Source organism: Pseudomonas asgharzadehiana, from assembly GCF_019139815.1.
GTDB lineage: Bacteria > Pseudomonadota > Gammaproteobacteria > Pseudomonadales > Pseudomonadaceae > Aquipseudomonas > Aquipseudomonas asgharzadehiana.
The window spans coordinates 1,497,916-1,518,143 of record NZ_CP077079.1; the positions used below are offsets into that span (position 1 = coordinate 1,497,916).

17 protein-coding genes are annotated in these 20,228 nt (G+C 62.7%); 9 read left to right on the plus strand and 8 right to left on the minus strand.

Annotation, left to right across the window (positions count from 1 at the left end):
• Positions 1–32 precede the first annotated feature (32 nt).
• Complete coding sequence (locus KSS96_RS06860; protein WP_135196502.1) at positions 33–1,139, plus strand: NADH:flavin oxidoreductase/NADH oxidase; 1,107 nt, start codon at positions 33–35, stop codon at positions 1,137–1,139.
• Between the two features lie 268 nt (positions 1,140–1,407).
• Positions 1,408–1,593 carry a hypothetical protein gene (locus KSS96_RS06865; protein WP_017529757.1) on the plus strand — a complete coding sequence of 62 codons (186 nt, stop codon included), beginning with the start codon at positions 1,408–1,410 and terminating at the stop codon, positions 1,591–1,593.
• Between the two features lie 110 nt (positions 1,594–1,703).
• On the opposite strand, the gene KSS96_RS06870 is transcribed toward KSS96_RS06865, so the two are convergent.
• From KSS96_RS06870 to KSS96_RS06905, 8 genes are all read right to left on the minus strand, one after another.
• Entirely contained in the window at positions 1,704–3,329 is a 1,626-nt protein-coding gene (locus tag KSS96_RS06870) for a glucan biosynthesis protein D (RefSeq protein ID WP_137219937.1), read from the minus strand.
• A 270-nt stretch (positions 3,330–3,599) separates the two neighbouring features.
• Entirely contained in the window at positions 3,600–5,024 is a 1,425-nt protein-coding gene (locus KSS96_RS06875; protein WP_137219936.1) for a gamma-aminobutyraldehyde dehydrogenase, read from the minus strand.
• 166 nt (positions 5,025–5,190) lie between these two features.
• Complete coding sequence (locus KSS96_RS06880) at positions 5,191–6,000, minus strand: ABC transporter permease (protein ID WP_116078351.1); 810 nt, start codon at positions 5,998–6,000, stop codon at positions 5,191–5,193.
• Positions 5,990–6,922, minus strand: coding sequence for an ABC transporter permease (locus KSS96_RS06885; protein WP_017529753.1), 933 nt, complete (start codon positions 6,920–6,922; stop codon positions 5,990–5,992). The genes KSS96_RS06880 and KSS96_RS06885 overlap by 11 nt, the downstream gene beginning before the upstream one ends.
• A 1-nt stretch (position 6,923) precedes the next feature.
• Entirely contained in the window at positions 6,924–7,958 is a 1,035-nt protein-coding gene (locus KSS96_RS06890; RefSeq protein ID WP_065877184.1) for an ABC transporter ATP-binding protein, read from the minus strand.
• 136 nt (positions 7,959–8,094) lie between these two features.
• Entirely contained in the window at positions 8,095–9,246 is a 1,152-nt protein-coding gene (ydcS, locus tag KSS96_RS06895; RefSeq protein ID WP_065877183.1) for a putative ABC transporter substrate-binding protein YdcS, read from the minus strand.
• Positions 9,247–9,318: 72 nt separating this feature from the next.
• Complete coding sequence (locus tag KSS96_RS06900) at positions 9,319–10,806, minus strand: gamma-aminobutyraldehyde dehydrogenase (RefSeq protein WP_080598170.1); 1,488 nt, start codon at positions 10,804–10,806, stop codon at positions 9,319–9,321.
• Between the two features lie 103 nt (positions 10,807–10,909).
• Complete coding sequence (locus KSS96_RS06905; RefSeq protein ID WP_017529749.1) at positions 10,910–11,821, minus strand: LysR family transcriptional regulator; 912 nt, start codon at positions 11,819–11,821, stop codon at positions 10,910–10,912.
• Between the two features lie 167 nt (positions 11,822–11,988).
• Between KSS96_RS06905 and KSS96_RS06910 the strand changes: the two genes are divergently transcribed.
• The 7 genes from KSS96_RS06910 (at position 11,989) to KSS96_RS06940 (ending at position 20,202) form a co-directional block, all read left to right on the plus strand.
• Positions 11,989–12,699, plus strand: coding sequence for a tellurite resistance TerB family protein (locus KSS96_RS06910; protein ID WP_017529748.1), 711 nt, complete (start codon positions 11,989–11,991; stop codon positions 12,697–12,699).
• A 149-nt stretch (positions 12,700–12,848) separates the two neighbouring features.
• Positions 12,849–14,471, plus strand: coding sequence for a methyl-accepting chemotaxis protein (locus tag KSS96_RS06915; protein ID WP_017529747.1), 1,623 nt, complete (start codon positions 12,849–12,851; stop codon positions 14,469–14,471).
• Entirely contained in the window at positions 14,471–14,983 is a 513-nt protein-coding gene (locus KSS96_RS06920; RefSeq protein WP_116078348.1) for a chemotaxis protein CheW, read from the plus strand. The genes KSS96_RS06915 and KSS96_RS06920 overlap by 1 nt, the downstream gene beginning before the upstream one ends.
• Positions 14,980–16,233: a CheR family methyltransferase gene (locus tag KSS96_RS06925; RefSeq protein ID WP_068934110.1), complete on the plus strand. Its 1,254-nt coding sequence runs from the start codon at positions 14,980–14,982 to the stop codon at positions 16,231–16,233. Before KSS96_RS06920 ends, KSS96_RS06925 begins: the two co-directional genes overlap by 4 nt.
• Positions 16,230–16,928 (plus strand): chemotaxis protein CheW, encoded by a 699-nt coding sequence (locus tag KSS96_RS06930; RefSeq protein ID WP_137219934.1) that lies wholly within the window; start codon positions 16,230–16,232, stop codon positions 16,926–16,928. Before KSS96_RS06925 ends, KSS96_RS06930 begins: the two co-directional genes overlap by 4 nt.
• On the plus strand, positions 16,925–19,195 hold the full coding sequence (locus KSS96_RS06935) for a hybrid sensor histidine kinase/response regulator (protein WP_068934108.1): 2,271 nt from the start codon (positions 16,925–16,927) through the stop codon (positions 19,193–19,195). Before KSS96_RS06930 ends, KSS96_RS06935 begins: the two co-directional genes overlap by 4 nt.
• A complete protein-coding gene (locus KSS96_RS06940) occupies positions 19,192–20,202 on the plus strand; it encodes a chemotaxis response regulator protein-glutamate methylesterase (RefSeq protein WP_217855935.1) in 1,011 nt (336 codons plus the stop codon). Before KSS96_RS06935 ends, KSS96_RS06940 begins: the two co-directional genes overlap by 4 nt.
• Positions 20,203–20,228 lie beyond the last annotated feature (26 nt).

Sequence of the window (20,228 nt, forward strand, 5' to 3'; positions counted from 1 at the left end):
AGCTCGCCCACAGAACCCGGAAGAGGTGCGCCATGAGTCAGCTGCTCGAACCCTATACCCTGCGTCAATTGACCCTGCTCAACCGCATTGCGGTGTCACCGATGTGCCAATACTCCAGTGACGATGGCCTGGCCAATGATTGGCACCTGGTCCACCTCGGCAGTCGTGCCGTCGGCGGGGCCGGGCTGATATTCACCGAGGCCACCGCCGTGACCGCCGACGGCCGCATCACCGCCCAGGACCTGGGCCTGTGGAATGACCAGCAGATTGAACCGCTGCAACGGATCACCCGTTTCATTGCCGCCCAGGGCGCGGTGGCGGGGATTCAACTGGCCCATGCCGGGCGCAAGGCCAGCACCCACCGGCCATGGATCGGCAAGCATGGCAGTGTCAAGCCCGAGGATGGTGGCTGGGTGCCGGTAGGGCCTTCGCCGATTGCCTTCGACCCGCAACACACCCAACCCAAGCAGCTGGATGAAGGGCAGATCCAGCAAGTGGTCGCCGACTTTGTCGCCGCCGCCAAACGCGCATTGACGGCGGGTTTCGAGGTGGTAGAGATCCACGCCGCGCATGGTTACCTGTTGCACCAATTCCTCTCGCCCCTCAGCAACCAGCGCCAGGACCAGTACGGCGGCTCGTTTGAAAATCGCATCCGCCTGGTGCTTGAGGTAACCAGGGCCGTGCGCGAAGTCTGGCCCCAAGAACTGCCGCTGTTCGTACGGGTGTCGGCCACCGACTGGGTGGAAGACGGCTGGAACCCCGATGAAACCGTGGAACTGGCGCGCCGCCTGAGAGATTTGGGCGTGGACCTGATCGACGTTTCCTCCGGTGGCACCGCCGCCAATGCCGAGATCCCCACTGGCCCCGGCTACCAGACACGGTTTGCCGAGCGCGTGCGCAAAGAGTCGGGCATCGCCACCGGCACCGTGGGCATGATCACCGAACCGGCCCAGGCCGAGCACATCCTGCGCACTTGCCAGGCCGATATCATCTTCCTGGCCCGCGAACTGCTGCGCGACCCGTACTGGCCGTTGCACGCCGACGATGACCTGGGCGGGCGCAAAGCGATCTGGCCGGCGCAGTACCAACGGGCGACTCATCGGGACCAGCCGATTCATGAGTCTGACTTGCGCGATTGAGTTTTTCTCGGCAGTCGTAAACCCACCCTGAGCCGGTGGGTTTTTTTTTGCGTATGGTCGTGGGATTTGGCTGTAGGTATTTGTTACCGAAGGGGTTTTTTAAGTGAATGCTCTAAAAAAATCCCACACGTAACAAGATTGTTTCTACGCTTAGGGTAGGACTGGTTGCTGGCCCAAGAAGTCAGTCTTGTCCAGGGAGGCGTAGCGCTTCACAGGAGGCAGTGGGTGGGCGCCGTGAGTATTTGATCGAGATCAGGAGAAGCAGTCCATGGCCAAGTCCTATGGTGTAGCGGGTGTGGTGGCGTCTTTTTTGGCCCGCAGGCTGTCCTTGCGTGGTCGCAGGTTGAGTTCGGATGAGGCCGAATTGCTTACGCAGTATCGCGCTTTGAACGAAAACGATCAGGTGGCGATGCGTTATCTGGTGGGAGCGATGAAGAGTGTGTCGCGGTTTTAGGGTCAACGTAGAACCAGGGTGGGAGGGGGCTTGCTCCCGATGCGGTGTACCAGTCGGCTAACCTGTCACTGACACATCACTCTTGAGAGCAAGCCCTTCTCACATGGGTATCAGGTGTACTTGCGCAGCTCCGGCGCCGGCGGGAAGTACTGATACAGCCAGGTTTCACTCAAGGTGCGGTCCTGCGTGCGGATAAACAGGCGCAGCTCCACCGGTTCAACGCTGTCGCTGGTCGGGTACCAATCGAACAGGATGCGGTAGCCCTTGATGTTGTCCAGCACCAGCACGCTGAAGTCTTTCACTTCACCGTGGGAACAGGTCACCACCGGCTCGATCCCGGTGCCGGCGGGCAGGCGATCCAGGCCACCGCCTTTGAAGTCCACGGCGAAACGGCGCGCCCACACGTCCGGGTAATGCTCGCCCGGCGCCCAGCCTTCGGTGAAGCCGCCCATGCCTGAGCGGGTCGCGTCGACTTGCGCCAACGGTGTGCTCACCGGCGGCAAGGCGCTCCAGTACAGCTTGTAGCCGTAGTTGAGCGAGTCGCCGGCCGCCACCGGTTTTTTCGGGGTCCAGAAGGCCACGATATTATCCAGGGTTTCGCCCGTTGTCGGAATTTCCAGCAGGTCGATCGAGCCTTCGCCCCAGGCGGTGGTCGGTTCTACCCACAGGCTTGGGCGCTTGCTGTACCAGTCCACGGTGTCCTGGTAGCTGGCGAACTCATGGTCGGTCTGCACCAGGCCGAAGCCTTTCGGGTCTTTGTCGGTGAAGGTGTTGAACTGCAGCTTGGCCGGGTTATTCAGCGGGCGGCAGATCCACTCGCCATTGCCGCGCCACATCGCCAAGCGGTCCGAGTCGTGGATCTGTGGGTGGATGGTGTCGCACATCCGACGCTCATGGGTGCCGCAACTGAACATGCTGGTCATCGGTGCGATGCCCAGTTGTTCGATGGTGGTACGTGCATTGATATGCGCATCGATGGCCATCACCACCTGGCTGGCCTGGCAGTCGATATCGAAACGGTAGGCGCCGGTGGCGCTCGGCGAGTCGAGCAGGGCGTAGACCACGAAGCGGGTGGCGTCCTTGTCCGGGGTTTCGAACCAGAACTGCGTGAAGTCGGGGAATTCCTCGCGTTTTTTTGCATAGGTGTCGATGGCCAGGCCACGTGCCGACAGGCCGTATTGGCCGGTGGCATCCACCGCGCGGAAGTAACTGGCGCCGAGGAACGACAGCACGTCATGGCGATCCAGTTCCGGTGCCTTGAACAGCTTGAAGCCGGAGAAGCCCAGGTCGCCGGTCAGCTGTTGGGTGTCGACGGTGGTTTTTTCATAGTTGAACAGTGACGGACGAAAGTGCACCTCCCGCGCTTCACGGGTCTTGGGGTCGACGCTGTGCATGCGCACCGGCGTCTTGAAACCCATGCCGACGTGAAAGAACTGCACGTCCAGTTGGCCGTTCAACTCTTTCCACAGCGAATGCTTGCCGTCGTAGCCGATGGCGTTGAAATTCTGCGGGGTCATGCTCGCCAGGGTTGGCGGCAGCACCTGTTTGGTGTCTTTGTACGCGGTCCCGGCGAGTTGCTTGGCCTGGGCTTTCAGCGTGTCGAAGTCGAACGCCACGGCCTTGCCATCGGCGGCGCGGTTACCCGCCCAAGCCTGCGCGGCCAGCAGGCCGCTGGCCGATAAACCGGTGTAAGCCGCAATGGCCATGGACGCTTTGAGCAAATTCCTGCGATGCATAGAGACAACCTGTCGTGAGCAAATCCCGCGCCGTACCTGGCACGTGCTGGATCAGAAATTACGGTTCGGACATGCCTTCGGCCAAACGCAACGGACATTAAACAGACGCCGGATAGCTTAAGCGGTTCGGTGGGGAAGGAAAATTGATTGATGGCGGGGTGATGGCAGTGCATATGAAACAAGACGTTTCCGAGCCTGTGAGGGGAATACCCTACCCCGAAATCATGCAGATAAAAAACGGGGAGGGACTTGCTCCCTCCCCCATTGGCTTCAGTGCTTGAACATCACATGGCGAACGGTGGTGTAGTCCTCCAGCCCATACATGGACATGTCCTTGCCATACCCCGACAGTTTCTGACCGCCATGGGGCATTTCGCTGACGAGCATAAAGTGGGTATTTACCCAGGTGCAGCCGTACTGCAAGCGTGCGGCCAAGCGATGGGCTCGCCCTACATCGGCGGTCCATATGGATGACGCCAGGCCGTAGTCCGAATCATTGGCCCAGTTCAGCACCTGGGCTTCGTCGGCGAACTTGGTCACCGACACCACCGGCCCAAACACCTCGCGGCGCACGATCTCGTCGTCCTGCTGCGCATCGGCCAATACCGTCGGCTCAAAGAAGAACCCATTGCCTTGCACGGCCTTGCCACCCGTGACCAGGCGGATATGTGGCTGCGCCACGGCACGTTCGACAAACCCGGCGACGCGGTCCCGGTGCTGCGCGGTGATCAACGGGCCCAACTCGGTGGCCGGGTCATCCTGCAAGCCGTACTTGATGCTCGACACGGCGATGCCGAGTTTCTCGACGAAGGCATCGTAGATATCCGCCTGGGCATAAATGCGGCACGCGGCGGTGCAGTCCTGGCCGGCGTTGTAAAAGCCGAAGGTGCGGATGCCTTCCACGGCGGCGTCGATGTCTGCGTCGTTGAAAATAATCACCGGGGCCTTGCCACCCAGCTCCATGTGCATGCGCTTCACGCCGTCAGCGGTGCTGGAAATGATATTCGCGCCGGTGGCGATGGAGCCGGTCAACGACACCATGCGCACTTTCGGGTGGCTGACCAATGGGCTGCCCACCGTAGGCCCACGACCGAACACCAGGTTGAGCACGCCAGCCGGAAAAATCCGCGCCGCCAGCTCAACCATGCGCAACGCCGTCAGCGGGGTTTGCTCCGACGGTTTGAGCACCACGGTATTACCGGCGGCCAGGGCCGGGGCGATTTTCCAGGCGACCATCATCAGTGGGTAGTTCCACGGCGCGATAGAGGCGATCACGCCCACCGGATCGCGGCGGATCATCGACGTATGGCCCGGCAGGTATTCACCGCCCGCCGAGCCGCTCATGCAGCGGCTGGCGCCGGCAAAAAAGCGGAACACGTCGGCAATCGCCGGTATCTCGTCGTTCAGTGCGGCGTTGTACGGCTTGCCGCAGTTGTCCGATTCGAGCTTGGCCAGCTCAGCGCCGTGGGCTTCGATCGCGTCCGCCAGTTTCAGCAGCAGCAGCGAACGGTCCTTCGGCGCGGTTTGCGACCAGCTTTCAAAGGCCGCGTCGGCGGCACGCACGGCGGCGTCGACCTGGGCTTCGCTGGCTTCGTTGATTTCCACCAGCACCCGGCCCAATGACGGGTTGAATACGGCCTGGGCCGGGCCTTCGCCTTGTACCAGTTGGCCGTTGATCAGCAGTTTGGTTTGCATGGTTCAGCTCTCCTCAAACGAATGTTATTTCCCTGAAGAAACCGGCTCTAAATGTGGGAGGGGGCTTGCCCCCGATGGCAGTACATCAGACAGCCCTGTATTGACTGAAATACAGCTATCGGGAGCAAGCCCCCTTCCACATTGGAATCGCATTCCTCCAGTCAAGTTATTTACCGCCACTACCGGCCACGCTTTCCCCGCCACGTGTCAGGTAATAGGCCCCCAGAATCGGGACCATCGTCACCAGCATCACCAGCATCGCCACCACATTAGTCACCGGCACGTCCCGTGGGCGGCTGAGCTGGTTGAGCAGCCAAAGCGGCAAGGTGCGCTCGTGGCCGGCGGTGAAGGTGGTGACGATGATTTCGTCAAACGACAGCGCAAAGGCGAGCATGCCGCCGGCCAGCAGCGCCGAGCCCAGGTTGGGCATGATGATGTAGCGAAAGGTCTGCCAGCCGTCGGCGCCCAGGTCCATCGAGGCTTCGATCAGGCTGTGGGAGGTACGGCGCAACCGTGCGATCACGTTGTTGTAGACGATCACCACGCAGAACGTTGCGTGGCCGACGATGATGGTGAACATTCCAGGCTCGATGCCCAGCGTCTTGAACGTGGCCAGCAAGGCGATACCGGTGATGATCCCCGGCAGCGCAATCGGCAGGATCAGCATCAGGGACACGCCTTGCTTGCCGAAGAACTCCCGGCGATACAACGCCGCCGACGCCAGCGTGCCGAGCACCATGGCAATCAGGGTGGCAATCGCGGCGATCTGCAGCGACAGCTTGATCGCTTCCAGCACATCCGGCCGGGCGAAGGCCACGCTGAACCACTTCAAGGTAAACCCCTGGGGCGGGAAGCTGAACGCGGCCTCTTCGGTATTGAAGGCGTAGAGGAAGATGATCAGGATCGGGAAGTGCAGAAACACCAGGCCGCCCCAGGCTGCGATTTTCAGGCCCAGTGATGATTGATCAGAGTGCATCGAAGGCCCCCAGGCGTTTGACGATGGACAGGTACACGGCGATCAACACGATCGGCACCAGGGTGAACGCCGCGGCCATGGGCATATTGCCGATGGCGCCTTGCTGGGCGTAGACCATGCCGCCGACAAAGTAGCCCGGCGGGCCCACCAGTTGCGGCACGATGAAATCGCCCAGGGTCAGTGAAAACGTAAAGATCGAACCGGCGGCGATCCCTGGCACCGACAACGGCAGAATCACCTGCATAAAGGTCTGGCGCGGCTTGGCGCCCAGGTCGGCCGAGGCTTGCAGCAGCGACGGCGGCAAACGCTCCAGCGCAGCCTGGATCGGCAGGATCATGAACGGCAGCCAGATATACACAAACACCATGAACCGCCCGAGGTGCGAGGTGCTCAAGGTGCTGCCGCCCACGCCGGGAATGCCCAGCACGAACTGCAACAGCGGCTCCAGCCCCAGGTGCTGCACGAACCACTGCGCCACGCCGCCCTTGGCCAGCAGCAGGGTCCAGGCGTACGCCTTGACGATATAGCTGGCCCACATCGGCATCATCACCGCGATATAGAAAAACGCCTTGGTCTTGCCCGTGGTGTAGCGCGCCATGTAGTAGGCGATAGGGAAGGCCACGATCGCGCTGGCGATCGACACCACGATGGCCATGCTCAAGGTGCGCAGGATGATGTCGAAGTTCGACGGCTGGAACAGCGCGGCGAAGTTGGCCAGGGTCAGGTCCGGCGTGACCGCCATGGTGAAATCGTCGAAGGTGTAGAAACCTTGCCAGAGCAGGGTCAGCAGCGAACCCAGGTAGATCGCGCCGAACCAGATCAACGGCGGTATCAGCAACATCGCCAGGTAGAGGTTGGGCTTGCGGTACAGCAGGTTGGAAAACCTGCGCAGCGGCGGTTGTCGGGAAACGGCCAGGCTCATCTCACACCTCGCCTGTGCTGTCGGCCAGCGGCGTCATGGCTTGCCGCGCCCAGCGTGCGGTGATGGTCTGGCCGACCTGATGCGCACTGCTGGTATCGAGCCACTGGTTGTTGGCCTGGCTGATGTTCAGCGCCTGGCCGTTTGCCAGTTTCAACTCGTAGCGCGTGGCACTGCCCTGGTACTGGATGTCGTGGAGCACACCGCTGATTTCCACGTCACCGGCCGCCACCGGGCCTTCGGCAAAACGCACGTGTTCCGGGCGGATCGAAAACGCCTGCGCACTGCCGCTCAGCAGCTGGGCCAGCTCGCCGCGAATCACGTTGGAGGTGCCGACAAACTCCGCCACGAACGCGGTGGCCGGTTTCATATAGAGGTTGCGCGGGGTGTCGACCTGTTCGATGCGGCCTTTGTTGAATACCGCCACGCGGTCGGACATTGACAGCGCTTCGGTCTGGTCGTGGGTCACGAAGATAAACGTGATGCCCAATTGCCGTTGCAGCTTTTTCAGCTCGCTTTGCATCTGTTCGCGCAGCTTGAGGTCGAGGGCGCCCAACGGTTCGTCGAGCAGCAACACCCGCGGGCGATTGACCAGCGCGCGGGCCAGGGCTACGCGTTGGCGTTGGCCGCCGGAGAGTTGCACCGGTTTGCGCTCGCCATAGCCGCCCAGGGCCACCATGGCCAGGGTTTCTTCGGCACGGCTCAGGCGCTCGGCCTTGCCCACGCCTTTGACTTTGAGGCCGTAGGCCACGTTGTCGCGCACGTTCATGTGGGGGAACAGCGCGTAATCCTGGAACACGGTGTTGACGTCGCGCTGGTAGGGCGGCAAGCCGGCGGCTTCCTCGCCATGAATACGGATCGAGCCCGCGCTCGGCTGCTCGAAGCCTGCGATCAGGCGCAGGCAGGTGGTCTTGCCCGAGCCCGAAGGGCCGAGCATGGAAAAGAACTCGCCGTCCTGGATATCGATGCAAACCCGGTCAACGGCCTTTACTTCGCCGAACTGACGAGAAACGTGGGTGAATTGGACTGCAAGCGTCATGGTGCGGTGCTCCAAAAAAGCATGGGCCGTCGCAGCGGCCCGGCCTGGGCTTCTGAAAAAACAACAGATCTGTGAATACGGTCAGTGTGGGAGGGAGCAAGCCCCTCCCACAGGGGCCTATGTTGTCTGAAGGGCCTCAGCGCCCACCCATGATCGCGATGTAATCCTGGGTCCAGCGGCTGTACGGCACGAACTTGCCGCCTTCGGCCTGCGGGGTTTTCCAGAAGGCGATCTTGTCGAACTGGTCGAACCCGTTGGTCTTGCAGCCTTCGGCGCCGAGCAGTTCGCTCTCTTTACACGCTGCGGGCACCGCCGGCAGCGAGCCGAACCAGGCGGCTACATCGCCCTGGACCTTGGGTTGCAGCGACCAGTCCATCCACTTGTAGGCGCAGTTGGGGTGTTTGGCCTCGCTGTGCAACATGGTGGTGTCGGCCCAACCGGTGGCGCCTTCTTTCGGGATGGTCGAGGCGATCGGCTGCTTCTCGTTTTGCAGGCCGTTGACCTGATACGGCCAGGCGCTGGAGGCCACCACGCCTTCGTTTTTGAAGTCACTCATTTGCACGGTGGTGTCGTGCCAGTAGCGGTGGATCAGCGGTTGCTGGGCGCGCAACACGTCGAGCACGGCCTTGTATTGGGTTTCGGTCAGTTCGTACGGGTTCTGGATACCCAGCTCCGGCTTGGTCGACTTGAGGTACAGCGCCGCATCGGCGATGTAGATCGGGCCGTCATAGGCCTGCACGCGACCCTTGTTCGGTTTGCCGTCCGGCAGGTTCTGCGCCTTGAACAGCACATCCCAACTGGTGGGCGCGGTCTTGAACACGTTGGTGTTGTACATCAATACGTTCGGGCCCCATTGGTAAGGGGTGCCGTAGGTTTGCTGGCCTACCACGTACCACGGCCCGTCCTTGAGGCGCGGGTCGATGTTTTTCCAGTTGGCGATCAACGCGGTGTTGATCGGTTGCACCCGTTTGCCGGCGATCAAGCGCAGCGATGCGTCACCCGACGCGGTGACCAGGTCGTAACCCCCCTTGGCCATCAGGCTTACCATTTCGTCCGAGGTGGCGGCGGTTTTCACGTTGACCTTGCAGCCGGTTTCCTTCTCGAAACCGGTGACCCAGTCGTAGGCCTTGTCGCTTTCGCCGCGTTCGATATAGCCGGGCCAGGCGACGATATCCAACTGGCCTTCACCTGCGCCAACGGCCTTGAGCGGTTCGGCGGCCTGAACGCTGACGCTGGCCAGCAGCGCGGTGGTCAAGGCGCTGAGTAATGCTGTCTTGTGCGCGGACATGGGGGTTCCCTCTTCTTTAATTATGGTCGGGGCAGTGTTTTGAACCGGTGACGCATGAGCGTAGTTGTTGTTTTAAAGATGCTGGCCGTGGCGAGCCATGATGTGGCGCACCACGCTGTAGTCCTGTAGCGAATCGCTGGACAGATCCTTGCCATACCCCGAGCGCTTCAAGCCGCCGTGGGGCATCTCGCTGACCAGCATGAAATGGCTGTTGATCCAGGTGCAGCCGTATTGCAGACGCGCCGCCACTTGCATGGCCTTGTCCAGGTTTTGCGTCCACACCGACGAGGCCAGGCCGTATTCGGACTCGTTGGCCCAGTCCACCGCGTGTTCCAGCTCGTCAAACCGCGTCACGGTGACCACCGGGCCGAACACTTCGCGCTGCACGATTTCATCATTCTGTTTACAGCCGGCGAGCAAGGTCGGCTGGTAATAAAAGCCCGCCCCGGAATGCACGGCGGCACCGGTGACGCGTTCGATATGCGGCTGGCCGAGGGCGCGTTCGACAAAACTGGCCACGCGGTCGCGCTGGCGCGTGCTGATCAGCGGGCCCAGTTCATTGTCGGCATCGCGCTTGCCGGCAAAACGCAGGCTGCTGACCGCTGCGCCCAGTTCGGCGACCAAGGTGTCGTGGATACCGGCCTGGGCGTAAATACGGCACGCGGCGGTGCAATCCTGGCCAGCGTTGTAATAACCGTAAGCGCGCACGCCCTCGACCACGGCTTGCAGGTCGGCGTCGTTGCACACAATGACCGGGGCCTTGCCGCCCAGTTCCAAATGGGTGCGCTTGAGGGTCTTGGCGGCGGCCTGGAGGATCTTTTGCCCGGTGACGATATCGCCGGTCAGCGAGACCATGCGTACTTTCGGGTGACTGACCAAGTGGCTGCCGACGCCTTCCCCGCCGCCACACAGGATGTTGATCACCCCGCGTGGTAACAAATCCTTCAGGGCCGGCGCCAGGGCGAGGATCGACAACGGCGTGTGCTCCGACGGCTTGAACACTAAGGTGTTGCCGGCGGCCAGTGCCGGGGCGATTTTCCAGGCGGCCATCATCAACGGGTAATTCCATGGGGCGATGGACGCCACCACGCCAATCGGGTCGCGCCGCACCATGCTGGTGTAGCCCGGCAGGTATTCGCCGCTGAGCTGGCCGGTTTGGCAACGTACGGCACCGGCGAAGAAGCGGAACACGTCGACGGTGGCACTCAAGTCATCCTGGCGCGCCAGGTGCAGCGGCTTGCCGCAGTTCAGGGATTCCAGGCGGGCCAGGTAGTCGGCTTGTTTTTCGATGGCATCGGCGATGCCGAGCAGGATGTTGGAGCGTTGCTGCGGCGTGGTGCGCGACCAACCGGCAAATGCACGGTGGGCGGCCAGGATGGCGCTTTCGACTTGCTCGGGGCTGGCTTCGGCGATCTGGGTGAGCACTTCGCCGGTGGCCGGGTTGAGGATCGGCTCGACAAACCCTTGGCCAGGGACCAGTTCGCCGTCGATCAGCAACGCAGTGAGCAGCGGAGTGGGCGCGCCGGACATTTTTCGTGATCTCTTTTCTTGTGCGGTCATGGGCGTTCTCTTACAAGGCGCCTGACCTTCTCTTAGGGGATCAACAGAGACTAGAGGCCAGGCACGAGCTCAACAAATACTAAATACTGAATGCAGCATTCGATTAAATAGATGGCTTGCGTGGGTGTGGCTGCTCCCGGGCCACGGTAAGGAATGGGTCGACCAGCGCAGGCCTTGCCGTGCCACGGCGCCAGGCCAGGCCTACGTCGAGGGTCTGGCTGAGGTCGGCAATGGGCCGCGCTTCAATGATGTCGCCCTCCAGTGACCAGGGCCGGTAGGTCATGTCGGGCTGGATCGACACGCCCAGGCCTGCGGCAACCAGGCTACGCACGGCTTCCGTCGATGCCGTGCGCAATGTGACGCGCGGTTGCAACCCTGCGCTGGTCCACAGGCGCTGGGCGTTGTGGCCCATTTCGTCGACGTTCAGTTGGATCAGCGGCTCGCGCGCCACATCGGCGAGGTTGATGCTGTCGTGCTCCAGCAGCGGATGTTGCGCCGGCAGCCACAGGCGATGGGGCGAATGGGTCAGCACTTCGGTCTGCAACGCATGGCGGTCTTCCAGGTTGGAGAGGATCAGCACGCCCACGTCGATCTCGCCGCTGACCAGCAAATGCTCGATATACGGGCGCTCGTCTTCCATCACGCGGAGTTCCACATTGGGGTAGGCACGCTGGAAACGGGTGAGCAGGTCCGCCAGGTAATAGCCGGCGACCAGGCTGGTCACGCCGATGATCAGCTGCCCAGCCACCTGGTCGGTGCTCTGTTGCAGGCTGCGCTTGGCGTTGTCGACGGTGGCGAGGATCAGGTGCGCCTGGCGCAGGAACTGGTGGCCCTGGTGGGTCAGCGTCATGCCCTTGGCGTGGCGGTTGAACAGGTTGACGCCGATTTCCTGCTCCAATTGCTGGATCGCCAGGGTCAGGGTCGATTGGGAGATGAACGCGGTTTGCGCGGCGGCGGAGATCGAACCGGTCTCGGCCACGGCAATGAAGTGCCGGATTTGACGCAGGGTCATCATGCTGGAATTACCGGTGGGGTGTTTTTATAGATTTGATCGAGTGTATATCGATTTTAGCGAACGGCACCGGCGTTACATCTGGAAGCACTCTAGATCGGGGTTTTTTGGCACTTAGTTTTACGCTGGTGGCCTATTGGTCCTATGAACCCAAGTGTCTGGAGGCTTTTATGAACACCCGTGGATTGCTCGATCAGTTGCTCAAATCGGGCCAGGACATGTTGCAAAACAAAGCTGGCGGCCAACGTAAGCAGGACGATAAAGGCGCATTGGGCGGTTTGCTCGGCAGCGGTGGGCTGGGCAGCCTGCTCGGCGGCGCGGGTGGCGGTGCCTTGGCGGCCGGCGCCATGGGCCTGTTGCTGGGCAACAAAAAGGCGCGCAAATTCGGCGGCAAGGCCCTCACTTATGGCGGGCTGGCGGCGCTGGGCGTGATCGCCTACAAGGCCTACGGCAACTGGCAGGCCAATCAGGCCGGCGCCCCTCGGGGCGAACCGCAAACCATTGACCGCCTGCCACCGGCCCAGGTCGAGCAACACAGCCAGGGCATCCTCAAGGCGCTGGTGGCCGCGGCAAAAGCCGACGGGCATGTGGACGAGCGCGAGCGCGCACTGATCGAGGGTGAGTTCACCAAACTGGACAATGACCGCGAACTGCAAAGCTGGCTGCACGCCGAACTGAACAAACCGCTGGACCCGGCCGACGTGGCGCGAGCGGCCGGCACCCCGGAAATGGCCGCCGAGATGTATATCGCCAGCGTGATGTTGGTGGACGAAGAAAACTTCATGGAAAAGGCCTATCTGGACGAATTGGCGCGTCAACTCAAGCTTGAACCAGGTTTGAAACTGGAGCTGGAAAAGCAAGTGCGCCAAGCCACCCTCTGAGCCTTTGCGCTTATATCAGGCACCCCGTCTGGTGCAATACCCCGGGGTGTTTTTGCAATTTGCGAGCGCTGCATCCAAACCCATTGATTTATGAGGGCTTGCGCTCGGCTATACTGCCCTCCATTTGAATGGCCCTCCGAGGAATTACTGTGAAGAACTGGACCTTGCGCCAACGCATCTTGGCAAGCTTTGCGGTCATTATCGCCATCATGCTGCTCATGGTTGTGGTCTCGTATTCGCGGTTGATGAAGATCGAATCCAGCGAAGTCGCGGTGCGCGACGATGCGGTGCCGGGGGTGTACCTCAGTTCGATGATTCGCAGCGCGTGGGTCGACAGTTACCTGCATACCCTGGAACTTCTGGGCCTGCGCGAAGATAAAAAGCTCAGCGATGCCGACAAGGCCGAGTTCATAAGCTTCGAAACGCGCATGCTGCAGCAGATGGCGCTCTACGAGAAAACCATCGCCGCCGGTGACGACCGTTCCGAGTTCGACAAATTCGAAACCTTGCACCAGCTCTACAACAAGAGCCTGGCCACCGTGAAAGAAAGCTTGCAGCGCGGTGACATCGCGGCCGCGCGCAAAGAGTTCGACACGCAACTGACACCGGCCTGGACCGCAGGCCGGATGAAGCTCAACGACATCATTACCGAAAACAAGAATGTCGCCGACCGTGCGACCAACGCCATTGATGATGCGGTGTCCGCCGCGAAAATCAGCATGTTCCTGTCGCTGCTCGTGGCCCTCTTCGCCGCCGGCCTGTGCGGCCTGCTGCTGATGCGCGCAATCATGGCGCCGATGCAGCGTATCGTCGAAATCCTTGAGGTCATGCGGACCGGTGACCTGAGCAAGCGCCTGAACCTTGAGCGCAAGGACGAATTCGGCGCCGTGGAAACCGGCTTCAACGACATGATGACCGAACTGACGGCCCTGGTGTCCCAGGCTCAGCGCTCGTCGGTACAGGTGACCACCTCGGTGACAGAGATTGCCGCCACCTCCAAGCAGCAGCAGGCCACGGCCACTGAAACCGCTGCCACCACCACCGAAATCGGCGCCACCTCGCGGGAAATCGCCGCCACGTCCAAAGACTTGGTCCGCACCATGACCGAAGTGTCCACCGCCGCCGACCAGGCTTCGGTGGCCGCCGGTTCCGGCCAGCAGGGCCTGGCCCGCATGGAAGAGACCATGCACTCGGTGATGGGCGCCGCCGACTTGGTGAACGCCAAGCTGGCGATCCTCAACGAGAAGGCCGGCAACATCAACCAAGTGGTGGTGACCATCGTCAAGGTGGCCGACCAGACCAACCTGTTGTCGCTCAACGCGGCCATCGAGGCCGAGAAGGCCGGTGAATATGGACGCGGTTTTGCCGTGGTCGCCACTGAAGTGCGCCGCCTGGCCGACCAGACCGCCGTGGCCACCTACGACATCGAGCAGATGGTGCGCGAGATCCAGTCAGCGGTCTCCGCCGGGGTGATGGGCATGGACAAGTTTTCCGAGGAGGTGCGCCGTGGCATGTTCGAAGTGCAGCAGGTGGGCGAGCAACTCTCGCAGATCATCCACCAGGTGCAGGCGCTGGCGCCGCGCGTGTTGATGGTCAACGAAGGCATGCAGGCCCAGGCCACCGGTGCCGAGCAGATCAACCACGCGTTGGTGCAACTGGGCGATGCCAGCAGCCAGACGGTGGAGTCCCTGCGCCAGGCCAGTTTTGCGATTGATGAGCTGAGCCAGGTTGCGGTGGGCCTGCGCGGCGGCGTTTCGCGTTTCAAAGTCTGATGAGCGACCTCGCGGCTAAACGCGGCGCCGTCCCGGCAGCGAAAAAGGCGTTGTTCCTGGTGTTTCACATCGGCAGTGAACGGTATGCCCTCAAGGCCACCGAAGTGGCCGAAGTGCTGCCACGCCTGCCGCTTAAGCCGATCGCCCATGCACCGCTGTGGGTCTCGGGCATCTTTGCCCATCGCGGCGCGCTGGTGCCGGTGATCGACCTCAGCGCATTGACCTTCGGCACCCCGGCCCAGGCCCGCACCAGCACGCGGCTGGTGCTGGTCAATTACCAGCCGCACCCGTGGATAGAAGCGCGCTGGCTGGGGCTGATCCTGGAGCAGGCCACCGACACCCTGCGTTGCGACCCGGCGCAGTTCCAGCCCTACGGCCTGGACAACCGCCAGGCGCCGTACCTGGGGCCCGTGCGCGAAGACGCGCAGGGCCTGATGCAGTGGATCAGCGTGAATGACCTGCTCACCGATGAAGTGCGCGCCTTGTTGTTTTCTGCCGAGCTGAGCCTATGAGCCACGACCCACGCTTCTTTGTCTTCTTGAAAGAACGTATCGGCCTGGACGTCGCATCGGTCGGCGAAGCGATCATTGAGCGCGCGGTGCGCCAACGCAGCCAGGCGGTGCAGGCGCAAACCGCAGGCGAGTACTGGCAGCACCTGCAAAGCAGCGAAGATGAACAGCAAGCGCTGATCGAAGCGGTGATCGTCCCCGAAACCTGGTTTTTCCGTTACCCCGAGTCCTTTGCAACCCTGGCCCGACTGGCCAAGGCGCGCCTGCTGGAGATCAAGCAGATGCGCGCGCTGCGCATCCTCAGCCTGCCGTGTTCGACCGGCGAAGAACCCTATTCGATCGCCATGGCCTTGCTCGATGCGGGCCTGGCGCCGCACCAGTTCAAGGTGCAGGGAATGGACGTCAGCCCGCTGTCGGTGGAGCGCGCGCGACGGGGTGTGTACGGCAAGAACTCCTTTCGCGGTGGCGACTTGGCGTTTCGCGAGCGCCATTTTGTGGAGTGCGGCGACGGTTACCACATCGCCGACCGCGTGCGCGAACAGGTGCGCTTGCAAGTCGGCAACCTGCTCGACCCGGCGCTGCTGGCCCATGAGGCGAGCTATGACTTCGTGTTTTGCCGCAACCTGCTGATCTATTTCGACCAGCCGACCCAGCAGCAAGTGTTCGATGTGCTCAAGGGCCTGACCCACGTGGACGGGGTGCTGTTTATCGGCCCGGCCGAGGGCAGCCTGCTGGGGCGCCATGGCATGCGCTCGATTGGCGTGCCGCAGTCATTCGCGTTCAGCCGGCATGCGGAGCCGGTGGCGCCTGCGCCAACCTTTGTGCCCATGCCCCTGCCGCCGCGCAGTGCGGCACCCATCCCCGTCAAGCCGCGACCGTTCAGCACCGCCAGCGCGCACGTCGTGCCGATCAAGCCGGCGCTCGCCGATGCAAGCACCTTGCTCAGCCGTATCGCCACCCTGGCCAATGAGGGCAAAAGTGCCGAGGCGCGGGCCGCGTGCGATCAGTATTTGAGCAGCCACCCGCCGGTCGCCCAGGTGTTTTACTGGCTGGGGCTGCTCAGCGATGTGGACGGCAGCGCCCTGCAAGCCCAGGGGTATTATCGAAAAGCCTTGTACCTGGAACCCCAGCATCCGCAGGCCTTGATGCACCTGGCCGCGTTGCTTGAGTCCCAGGGCGACAGCGCGGGGGCGCGCCGTTTGCAGGCGCGGGCCGCCCGTAGCGAGCGAGCTGACAGTGAGTCCAAACGATGAGTAGCCCTGACGCGCTCGACACCGCCGGCCTCGACCTGACGCTGGCCGATACCCAAGCCATCGACGATTGCTGGAACCGCATCGGTATTCACGGCGACAAGTCGTGCCCGCTGCTGGTGGATCACATCCATTGTCGCAATTGCTCGGTTTACTCGGCGGCCGCTACGCGCTTGCTGGACCGTTATGCCTTGCAGCAGGATGACCGCCGCCCGACGGCCGCCAAGGTCGACGAAGAGATCGTGACCCGCTCCTTGCTGATGTTTCGCCTCGGCGAAGAATGGCTGGGGATTGCCACCCGCTGCCTGGTGGAAGTGGCACCGTTGCAACCGATCCACTCGCTGCCGCACCAGCGTTCGCGCGCGCTGCTCGGCGTGGCCAATGTGCGTGGCGCGCTGGTGGCGTGCCTGTCGCTGGTGGAACTGCTGGGCCTGGACACCACCGGCAACGGCACCGGCGGTGGGCGAGTCATGCCGCGCATGTTGATCATCGCCGCGCAGGATGGGCCGGTGGTGGTGCCGGTGGATGAAGTGGACGGCATCCACGCTATCGACGAGCGCACCCTGGACGCCGCGTCGGCCTCGGGCGCCCAGGCCAGCGCACGCTTTACCCAGGGGGTATTGCAGTGGAAGGGCCGCAGCCTGCGTTGGCTGGACGAGGCGCAATTGTTGTCCGCCGTGACTCGGAGCCTCACATGACCCCCGACCAGATGCGCGATGCCTCGCTGCTGGAACTGTTCAGCCTGGAAGCCGATGCGCAGACCCAGGTGCTGAGCGCGGGGCTGCTGGCCCTGGAACGTAACCCGACCCAGGCCGACCAGCTCGAGGCCTGCATGCGTGCGGCGCACTCGCTCAAGGGCGCGGCGCGCATTGTCGGCATAGACGCCGGGGTGAGCGTGTCGCATGTGATGGAGGACTGCCTGGTCAGTGCCCAGGAAGGCCGCCTGTACCTGCAACCCGAACATATCGACGCCTTGCTGCAAGGCACCGACCTGCTGATGCGCATAGCCACGCCGGGCAACAGCCTGGGCCCGGCGGATATCGACGCTTATGTGGTGCTGATGGAGCGCCTGCTCGACCCCTCGCAGCCGACCGCCAAAGTCGCGCCGCCGCCCGCCGTACCCGCCCCCGTCGTTGAAGCGCTGGCGCCGGACCCGGAGCCTGCGCCGCCGGTCGTCGGCGACACGCCACGCCAGAACAAACACATGACCGAAGGCGGCGAGCGCGTATTGCGTGTGACCGCCGAGCGCTTGAACAGCCTGTTGGACTTGTCCAGCAAGTCGTTGGTGGAAACCCAGCGCCTCAAGCCCTACCTGGCCGGCATGCAGCGCCTCAAGCGCATTCAAAGCCAGAGCGTGCGCGCCCTCGACGTCCTGGACGGCCAGCTCAAGCCGCTGGCCCTGAACCTTGAAGCCCAGGAAGCCCTGGCCGATACCCGCCGCTTGCTGAACGAAGCCCAGGCCTTGCTGGCGGAAAAAGTCGCCGAACTGGATGAGTTCGGCTGGCAGGCCGGGCAGCGTGCCCAGGTGCTCTACGACACCGCACTGGCGTGCCGCATGCGCCCGTTTGCCGATGTGCTGGCCGGGCAAACGCGCATGGTGCGGGACCTGGGCCGCAGCCTGGGCAAGCAGGTGCGCCTGGAGATCGAAGGCGAAAAAACCCAGGTCGACCGCGACGTGCTGGAAAAGCTCGAAGCGCCACTCACCCATTTGCTCCGCAATGCCGTCGACCACGGCATCGAAACCCCTGAACAGCGCCTGCTGGCGGGTAAACCGGCCGAAGGGCTGATCCGCCTGCGCGCGTCCCACCAGGCCGGGTTGCTGGTGCTGGAACTGAGCGACGATGGCAATGGTGTCGACCTGGAGCGCCTGCGCGGCAGCATTGTGGATCGCCACCTTTCGACCCTGGAAACGGCGCTGAACCTGAGCGAAGAGGAACTGCTGACGTTCCTGTTCCTGCCGGGCTTCAGCCTGCGCGACAAGGTCACCGAAGTGTCCGGGCGCGGCGTCGGGCTGGACGCGGTGCAGCATATGGTGCGCCAGTTACGCGGCGCGGTGGTGCTGGAGCAGACGGCGGGGCAGGGCAGCCGGTTCCATCTGGAGGTGCCGCTGACCTTGTCGGTGGTGCGCAGCCTGGTGGTGGAAGTCGGCGAAGAAGCCTACGCGTTTCCATTGGCGCACATCGAGCGCATGTGCGACCTGGCCCCCGAAGACATCGTGCAACTGGAAGGCCGCCAGCATTTCTGGCACGAAGGCCGGCATGTCGGCCTGGTCGCCGCCAGCCAGTTGTTACAGCGCCCGCCGGGGCAGAACAATGATCAAACCTTGAAGGTGGTGGTGATACGCGAGCGCGATGCGGTGTACGGTATCGCCGTGGAGCGTTTTGTCGGCGAACGCACCCTGGTGGTGTTGCCGTTGGATGCGCGTTTGGGCAAGGTCCAGGATATTTCCGCCGGTGCCTTGCTGGACGACGGCTCGGTGGTGCTGATCGTCGATGTGGAAGACATGCTGCGTTCGGTGGACAAATTGCTCAACACCGGTCGCCTGGAACGTATCGCCCGGCGCAGCCAGCAGGCCACCGAGGCGCCGCGCAAACGCGTGCTGGTGGTGGACGACTCGCTCACCGTGCGGGAGTTGCAACGTAAATTGCTGCTTAATCGTGGTTACGAAGTGGCTGTGGCGGTCGACGGTATGGACGGTTGGAACGCCTTGCGCTCCGAAGACTTCGACCTTTTGATCACTGACATTGATATGCCTCGCATGGACGGTATTGAATTGGTCACACTCTTGCGCCGTGATACTCGCCTGCAATCATTGCCGGTGATGGTGGTGTCGTACAAAGACCGAGAAGAAGATCGTCGCCGTGGCCTGGACGCCGGCGCCGATTACTACCTGGCCAAGGCCAGTTTCCACGATGACGCGCTGCTCGATGCCGTGGTCGAGTTGATCGGAGGCGCGCGGGCATGAAGATCGCGATCGTCAATGACATGCCCCTGGCGGTAGAGGCGTTGCGCCGTGCCTTGAGCTTCGAACCCGCGCACCAACTGGTGTGGGTGGCCGCCAATGGCCTGGAAGCGGTGCGGTGCTGCGCCGAGCTGACGCCGGACCTGATCCTGATGGACCTGATCATGCCGGTGATGGACGGGGTGGAGGCCACGCGACAGATCATGGCCGAGACGCCGTGCGCGATCCTGCTGGTGACCGTCGACCGCCAGGCCAATATGGGCCGGGTCTTCGAAGCCATGGGGCATGGCGCCCTGGACGTGGTGGACACCCCGGCGCTGGGCGTGGGCAACCCCAAGGATGCGGCGGCGCCGTTACTGCGCAAAATCCTCAATATCGGCTGGTTGATCGGCCAGCGTGGCAGTCGCGTACGGGCCGAAACCACGCCGGCGCGCCATACCGGCAAACGCCAGAGCCTGGTGGCTATCGGCTCCTCGGCCGGTGGCCCCGCAGCCCTGGAGATCCTGCTCAAGGGCTTGCCCCGCGACTTTTGCGCCGCCATTGTGCTGGTGCAACACGTGGATCAGGTGTTCGCCGCCGGCATGGCTGAGTGGCTGAGCAGTGCCTCCGGGTTGCCGGTGCGCCTGGCCCGTGAAGGCGAACCGCCGCAAGGCGGGGTAGTGCTGCTGGCGGGTACCAACCACCATATTCGGTTACTCAAAAACGGAACGCTGGCCTACACCGCCGAGCCGGTGAATGAGATTTACCGGCCGTCGATCTACGTTTTTTTCGAAAGCGTGGCCAGCTACTGGAGTGGCGATGCGGTCGGCGTACTGCTGACCGGCATGGGCCGCGACGGTGCTCAAGGCCTCAAGTTGATGCGGGAACAAGGATATTTGACCATCGCCCAGGATCAGCAAAGCTGCGCGGTGTATGGCATGCCCAAAGCGGCGGCGGCAATTGATGCTGCTGTTGAAATTCGCCCACTGGATAGAATTGCGCCCCGGTTGCTGGAGGTCTTTGCACAATGAGCAGGGTCTTTGGCAGCGCTGGCTTG